This window comes from Nocardia sp. NPDC058497 (genome assembly GCF_042720195.1).
GTDB lineage: Bacteria > Actinomycetota > Actinomycetes > Mycobacteriales > Mycobacteriaceae > Nocardia.
Genome location: NZ_JBHXMY010000480.1, coordinates 1 through 4,603, shown reverse-complemented (window position 1 = coordinate 4,603; position 4,603 = coordinate 1). Strand labels below are relative to the sequence as shown.

The window sequence follows — 4,603 nt, the reverse complement described above, 5'->3', positions numbered from 1 at the left end:
GGGGTGGTTTGATTGTTAAATCACACTCGATATTTTTTTCCCCCCCCCCACAACCCGGGGGGTCGGGGGGGGGGGGGGGGCCCCGCCGGGGGGTTCCCCGCCCCCCCCCCCGGGCCGGGCGCACGGGCTACTTCTTGGTCACCGTGGTCTCGCCGTTGACCCAGGTGATGGTGCCGCCGGTGAAGTCGCTCTGCTTGCCACCGGCGATGTCCTTCTCATCGCTGGTCGGGTAGCCGAGCGGACCGTTGGCGCCGCCCTCGTCCTCCCAGGCCTCGCGGATCTCGCCCCAGACGATGTGCGCGCCGCCGTCCTTGCTCCAGTAGATGGTGCCGCCCTCGAAGTCCTGGTACTCGCCGTCGTCCGGGCCCGCTTCCTGGGCTTCCTCGGGCATACCGAGCGGGCTGCTCGCCCCACCGGCGGCGACGTACTTCTTGTACACCTCACCGGAGACGGTGATGTCGCCGTTCGGAGTGGAGATGGTGGTCGACTCGCCTGCCGCCGCCGCGGTGGTGGTGGGCGCGCCGGGGGCGGTGGTGTCATCGTTGTCGGGAGTCGTGGTCATCCCGCCGTAGCCGCCTTCGGCGGTGGTTGTCGCGCCAGGGCCACCGATGACCGAGGTGACGGTGCCGATGGTGTCCTTGGCCGTGTCCTTGTCGTCGTCACCGCAGCCGGCGGCGAGCAACAGTCCGGCGGCGGCGATGACCGCGGCGCCCCCAGCGGCAGTACGTCGAGCGAAGTGGTTCATATCCATCCTCTCGCGAGTGGCCCCCCGGGGGCACGCCCCCGGAATGGAGCCTGGCCGACATCCGCAACGGCCCGGCGGAACGTTGTTCGCCGAGCCGTTGCTGGATTGGTGTCGCCGCGGATAATACCCACAGTTCGCCGTAATCAAACGGATTCAGGCCGTGACGCGGCCCGATTGCCGGAAGATCAGGCGTTCGGTCCGTACTCCTCGAGCATCTCGGTCACCAGCGCCGCGATCGGCGAGCGCTCGGAACGGGTGAGCGTGATGTGCGCGAAAAGCGGGTGCCCCTTGAGCTTTTCGATCACCGCGGCGACGCCGTCGTGCCTGCCGACCCGCAGGTTGTCGCGCTGGGCGACATCGTGGGTCAGCACGACGCGCGAGCCGGTGCCGAGACGGCTGAGCACCGTCAGCAGCACATTGCGCTCGAGCGACTGCGCCTCGTCGACGATCACGAACGAATCGTGCAGCGAGCGCCCGCGGATGTGGGTCAGCGGCAGCACTTCGAGCATGTCGCGGCTGAGCACCTCCTCCATCACCTCGCGGCTGGCCAGCCCGTCGAGCGTGTCGAAGACGGCCTGAGCCCACGGGCCCATCTTCTCGCTCTCCGAACCGGGCAGGTAGCCCAGTTCCTGGCCGCCGACCGCGTACAGCGGCCGGAACACGACCACCTTGCGCTGGGTCCGCCGTTCCAGCACAGCCTCGAGCCCGGCGGTCAGCGCCAGCGCCGACTTACCGGTGCCCGCTCGTCCGCCCATCGACACGATCCCGATGCTCTCGTCGAGCAGCAGATCGAGCGCGATCCGCTGTTCGGCCGAGCGGCCGTGCAGGCCGAAGGCCTCCCGCTCCCTGACCAGCTGGACCCGCTTGTCGGCGGTGACCCTGCCCAGCGCGCTGGAGCTGCTGCCCAGCAGCCGGATCCCGGTGTGGCAGGGCAGTTCCCGCGCCTCGTCCAGGTCGATCACCGAGTCGGTGTAGAGCTGGTCGATCTGGGAGCCCGCGACGTCGAGTTCGACCATCCCGCTCCAGCCGGAGGTCACCACGTCCTGGGCGTGGTACTCGTCGGCGGACAGGCCGACCGCGCTCGCCTTGACCCGCAGCGGGATGTCCTTGGACACCAGCACCACCTCCTCGCCCTCGGCCGAGAAGTTCAGCGCGCAGGCGAGGATGCGGGAATCGTTGGTCTCCGAACGGAATCCGGCGGGCAGCACCGAGGGGTCGGTGTGGTTGAGCTCCACCTGCAGTGTGCCGCCGTCGGTGCCGATCGGCAGTGCCTGGTCGAGCCTGCCGTGGTTGACCCGCAGGTCGTCGAGCATGCGCAGGGCTTCCCTGGCGAACCAGCCGAGTTCGTGGTGGTGTCGCTTGGCCTCCAATTCGCTGATCACGACCAGCGGTAGAACCACCTTGTGTTCGCCGAACCTGGTGACGGCCCAGGGATCCGAGAGCAGAACCGAGGTGTCGACGACGAAAGTCTTACGACCGGAACGCGAGGGGCGGGCCCCCTTCTTCGAGGCCGAGGCCGTGTGCATCGCGGGGGCGGAAACGGAGCGTGCAGCAGTCACGGTGGGCTCCTTATGTGTTCGCACGGCACCCGCGCGAACGATCTCGCTGGACCGGTCCGTCCTGGTAGGCGGGTGACGCGCTGGTCAACCGCCACGAGGGCCGGGTGCCGGCCCTCTCGCACTGAGTAGCTCAGTCACGGTCAGGACCTCCCGTACGAGCCACACCGACGCGGCCCGCATCACCGACGCTACCGGTCAACTGTCCGCCGCGCTGCCGGACAGCCGGACGCGTCCGTGAATTTGTCGTTAACCGGCGCCGACGCTTCGGATCTGCCACAGGGGTGTCGCCGAGGGCTAGAGTCGAAGCATGTCCGAAGACGAGGATCTGGAGAAACTGTCGTCGAAGGAACTGCACGATCGTGCGGTGCGGACGGCGGTGCGACGCGGCGACGTGAAGTTCCTGTGGCGGCTGCTCAAGTCCATCCCCGCTGCCCAGGCCGAGGCGGGCGAGCTCGGCGAGAGCGAGGCCGACATCAAGTACGTGTTGCCGATGATCGATGACTACATGCACGCGGGCGACGGCAAACTGGCCGATGTCCTGCGGCCGACCTACCTGGACTACTTGAACAAGCACAGGTAGCCGGGGCGCGTTCAGCGACGCAGGATCGCCCGCGCCGCGCCGACGACGGCGCCCCGCGCCATGTTGCCCATGCTGAAGTGGTCGTCCCACAGCACGATCCGGCCCTCGCGCAGTTCGAAGGTGCCACTCACCCAGAACCCGATCCGGACCGGGCCCGCGCGCAGATAGTCGGTGCGGTCGGTGAGCACGATGTCGCCGTTCTCGGCGATGTGGTGCATGTCCGCCGCGAATCCCAGCTGCGGCCGGTCCAGGCCGCGCAGCAACGCGGCGACCCGGTCCTTGCCGCGCACGGTCGGCAGGCCGGTGTTCTTCCAGACGATCGCCGGATCCAGCAGCTCGAGCGCCTCGTCGACGCTGCCGAGTTCCAGCGCGGCGAAGAATTCGCGCACGAGGGTGGCAGAGTTTTCCGGCAGTTCCGGCTGGTCGGTCATGATGCGAGCCTAGGACGTTCGCGCCCGGCAGGCCAGACCCACGGCGCTACCGATTCGTCCGTTTCGCGATCAGCACGGCCAGGCCGTCGAGGATGCGGTCGACGCCGAAGTCGAACGCGGCGCCCGGCGCGGCCGCCGGGGAGACCGCCGCCGACTCCTCCGCGAAGGCCGCGCTGACCGCGGGAAATCTGTCGCCCGCCGCGGTCATCATCGCGGCGAACTGCTCGGCGAACCGCGTCGCCGCATCGCCGTCACCGACCGATTCGACCTGTTGGGCCAAGCTGCGCGCGTGTCCGTTGAGCAGCACGATGGTGTCGAGCCGTTCGGGGCCGGTCAGCCCGGTGCCGTCGAGGGCGGTGAGCGCGGCCTCGGTCCAGCTCATCTCGTTCGGGCCGATCGGGCGGATACCGAGGGTCAGCTCGATGGTCCAGGGATGGGCGCGGTAGCGCTCGAAGATCGCCTCGACCCAGTGCCGCAGGCCGCTGCGCCAGCCGGCTTTCGCGCCGTCGGAGCGCGGCGGTTCGCCGATCGCGGCGTCGACCATCAGCGCCGTCAGCTGTTCCTTGCCCGGCACGTACCGGTACAGCGACATCTTGGTGAAGCCGAGGCGCTCGGCCAGCCGCTGCATCGACAGCGCGGACAGTCCTTCGGCGTCGACCAGCGCGATCGCCTCGGCGACGATCCCGTCCAGGGTGAGCGCGGGTTTTGGGCCGCGCTTACGGCGCGCGGTGGTGCCCCACAGCAGTTCGACGGTGGTCGGCATCGGTCCTGCCCTTCCTGTTGACCTCAGAACTGTGTCTACCATACTCTTATTCGTGTCCACCGGATACAGATTCCATCAGACACAGATTTCTGGCGAGGAGCACACCATGCGCAACCAGACCGTTCTCATCTCCGGCGCAGGCATCGCGGGCCCCGCGCTGGCCTACTGGCTGGATCGATACGGCTTCACCGTGACCGTCGTCGAGCGCGCTCCCGCGCTGCGTCCCGGCGGTCAGGCCGTCGACTTCAAGGGCCGCACGCAGCTGACCATGCTCGAACGGATGGGTGTCCTGGACGCGGTCCGCGCCCGCCGCACCGGCACCACCGACACGGTGTTCGTCGACGACGACGGACGCGAGCTGGTCGTCATGTCCGGTGACTTCACCGGCGGCGACATCGAGATCCTGCGCGGCGACCTCGCCGAGATCCTGCACGGGAAGACCTCAGACTCCGTCGAGTACGTCTTCGGCGACACGATCACCGAGCTCACCGAGACCGCCGACGGCATGCTGGTACGGTTCGAGCA

The 4,603-nt window shown here is 68.6% G+C and carries 6 protein-coding genes; 2 read left to right on the top strand and 4 right to left on the bottom strand.

The genetic code is table 11. The annotated features are described in order from the left end of the window. Positions 1–127: 127 nt before the first annotated feature. Positions 128–745, bottom strand: coding sequence for an LGFP repeat-containing protein (locus ACFWPJ_RS25380; protein WP_378854889.1), 618 nt, complete (start codon positions 743–745; stop codon positions 128–130). A gap of 185 nt (positions 746–930) precedes the next feature. After that, positions 931–2,304: a PhoH family protein gene (locus ACFWPJ_RS25375; RefSeq protein WP_378854888.1), complete on the bottom strand. Its 1,374-nt coding sequence runs from the start codon at positions 2,302–2,304 to the stop codon at positions 931–933. A 307-nt stretch (positions 2,305–2,611) separates the two neighbouring features. On the opposite strand from ACFWPJ_RS25375, the gene ACFWPJ_RS25370 reads away from it, so the two are divergent. Beyond that, a complete protein-coding gene (locus ACFWPJ_RS25370) occupies positions 2,612–2,884 on the top strand; it encodes a hypothetical protein (RefSeq protein WP_378854887.1) in 273 nt (90 codons plus the stop codon). Positions 2,885–2,895: 11 nt separating this feature from the next. Here ACFWPJ_RS25370 and ACFWPJ_RS25365 read toward each other — a convergent pair whose 3' ends face one another. Then, positions 2,896–3,315 carry a limonene-1,2-epoxide hydrolase family protein gene (locus ACFWPJ_RS25365; RefSeq protein ID WP_189026202.1) on the bottom strand — a complete coding sequence of 140 codons (420 nt, stop codon included), beginning with the start codon at positions 3,313–3,315 and terminating at the stop codon, positions 2,896–2,898. 46 nt (positions 3,316–3,361) lie between these two features. Beyond that, complete coding sequence (locus ACFWPJ_RS25360) at positions 3,362–4,078, bottom strand: TetR/AcrR family transcriptional regulator (protein ID WP_378854886.1); 717 nt, start codon at positions 4,076–4,078, stop codon at positions 3,362–3,364. A 106-nt stretch (positions 4,079–4,184) separates the two neighbouring features. On the opposite strand from ACFWPJ_RS25360, the gene ACFWPJ_RS25355 reads away from it, so the two are divergent. After that, positions 4,185–4,603: FAD-dependent monooxygenase (locus ACFWPJ_RS25355; protein ID WP_378854885.1), on the top strand; the 419-nt coding region annotated here is incomplete at its 3' end.